Here is a 2,331-nt window from a genome sequence, read left to right as displayed (position 1 = left end):
CAGGCGCTGCCGAAGAAAATATGGGATCGACTCGGGCTGGTCTCGATACTGGATACGATCAACCGGCTTAGCCGCATAGCTTGAACCGCCGTGTACGGAGCCGTACGCACGGTGGTGTGAGAGGACGGCGGGTGTGAACCCGCCTCCTACTCGATTCCAGGCCCATAGGGCCGGCTGCACAGCCCCTGTGGCAGCGGGCATGCCGGCGATGGGCCGCAAGCAGCCCTGAATATCAGAAGCTGACCGAAGCTGACAGCCGGGCAGTGCGCGGCGCGCCCTGGAACAGGTAGTTGTCACCCAGGTAGTCGCCCACATCGCGCCAGTAACGCTTGTCGAACAGGTTGTCCACCGTCAGCCGCAATACCGTGTCATACCCCCCGACCCGTGTGCGATAGCGGCTGCCTACATCGAATACCGTGTACCCACCAACCGCCACATTTCCCGCCTGGCTCGCATACTTGCTGGCGCTGTAGCGTGCGCCCCCCAGCAGCGCCAGGCCTGCGACCGGCAGGGTGTATTCGGCGTGCAGGGCTGCGCGCAAGCGTGGCACGTTTATCGCCTGGTGCCCTTCATAGTCGGCCGTACCGCTGTCCTGCACCCGCGCTCGAATGGCCGCTGCGCTGGCTTGCACCTGCAGCCTGTGGGTCAGCCAGCCGCTGGCACCCAGTTCCAGGCCGATGTTCTTCTGCTGGCCTTGCTGCACGTAAGTGAAGCTGCCGGCGCCGTCGGGGCGCGCATACTGGTAGGCCTGGCGAATCTGGAACAGCGCGGCGCTGAGGCTCAGCGCCTGCCAGTCGTGCTTGAGGCCCAGCTCCAGCTGGTGTGATGTTGTCGGCGCAAGGATTTCGGCGGCGTTGCTGGCGAACCAGGGCGCCGTCCCGCCAGCGGACAACCCCTTGGCGTAGCTGGCATACACGGTGGTATCCGGCTGCGGCTTGTAGATGAGCGCAGCATTGGGCAGCAGTTGGTATTGGCGGGTATGGCGCCCGGCAACGCCGGTCTCGTCCCAGGTCTGTTCGTCCAGGCGTACCTCACGGGCACCCAGCAGGGTTTGCCAATGCTCGTTGAAACGGATGCTGTCGCTGACGAACAGGCCGTACTGGCGGCTGTCCAGGCGGCGCTGGCTGGCGCCAAGCGGCTGGTCGGACGGCTCGAAAGCCGGGGCCCCGGTGTCGATGTTGCCGGTACCCAGCCACGCGTTGTAATACGGGCGCTGGTCCAGCGTACGCCGCTGGGCGCTGCTGCCCACGGTCAGTTCGTGGCCCACCCCCAGGCCATCGAAGCGCCCGGTGAGCAGGGCTTGGGCCTCGTCGGTGCGGCGGGTGTCGTCTGGGCTGCGGTAGTCGTAGATGTCGTAATCGCCCGTGCTGCCGAAGTACGCGCCTTCACTCGAGCCCCAGGCAAACGCACTGTAGTCATCGATCACCACCTTGCTGCGCGAAGCGCTGAGGGTGCCGGTCCAGTTGTCGTTGAAGCGGTACTCGAAGCGCCCGCCCAGGTTCAGCGAGTCGGTCTGCACCGGCTTTGCCCAGTGCTGGTAGGCCAGCCGGTCATCCGGGTCGATGCCGTGCGGCACTGCGCTGCCGCCGAGCAACTGGTAACCGGGCACCGAGCGCTGTTCGCGGTGCTGGTATTCAGCGTCCAGCTGCAGGGTGGCGTCGGGGCTGATCTGCCAGTCGAAGGCCAGCGAGGCGAAGTTGCGCTGGCCATCGGCATGGTCGACGTACGAGCGCAGGTCTTCATGGGCCAGGTTGGCGCGCAGGCCGAACTGCTGTTCGCTGCCAAACCAACCGCCAAGATCGGTGGCCAGGTAGCGCTCGCCCTGTTCGTTGGTCGACAGCGTAAGGCTGCGCACCGCTTCAGCGCGCTTGGTCACGTAGTTGATCAAGCCGCCGGGGGCCGCTACGCCGCTCTGCAGCCCGGACAACCCTTTGAGCAGTTCCACCTGCTGCTTGTTCTCCAGGGCCACGCTCTGTTCGCCGGCGATGGTCTGGCCGTTGATGCGGTAGCTGCTGGCCGCGTTCAGCGCAAAGCCCCGCACATTGAAGTTTTCGTAGTAACCGATGGGGGCATAGCTTTCGCCAACCGACGCGTCGCTTTGCAGCACTTGGCTGAGCATGCGCACCTGGCGGTCTTCCAGCAGTGGCTGGCTGAACACACTGATCGAAGCTGGGGTGTCGAGCAGAGAGGCGGGCTGGAAGCCACCCACTGCAGCCTCGCTGGCCTGGTAGCCGTCGTTGGCGTAGGTATCGACGACCTGCACCGGGGCCAGCAGCACGCTGCCCTGGGCGAGCACGGCAGGGCACTGCAAGGCCAGGCCCAGGCCGAGCA

Annotated in this window: 1 protein-coding gene and 1 pseudogene; one reads left to right on the top strand and one right to left on the bottom strand. The window is 65.7% G+C overall.

What is annotated here, in order from left to right:
* Positions 1-84 (top strand): annotated as a pseudogene (locus GYA94_RS28390) (group II intron maturase-specific domain-containing protein); the annotation flags it as partial.
* Between the two features lie 148 nt (positions 85-232).
* On the opposite strand, the gene GYA94_RS25880 reads toward GYA94_RS28390, so the two are convergent.
* Positions 233-2,331 (bottom strand): TonB-dependent siderophore receptor (locus GYA94_RS25880; protein WP_161893382.1); only part of this gene is annotated, 2,099 nt, incomplete at its 5' end.

Source organism: Pseudomonas juntendi (assembly GCF_009932375.1).
Classification (GTDB): domain Bacteria; phylum Pseudomonadota; class Gammaproteobacteria; order Pseudomonadales; family Pseudomonadaceae; genus Aquipseudomonas; species Aquipseudomonas juntendi.
Note: the sequence above shows the minus strand (reverse complement) of the source record. Positions and strands in the feature narration are given on the sequence as shown.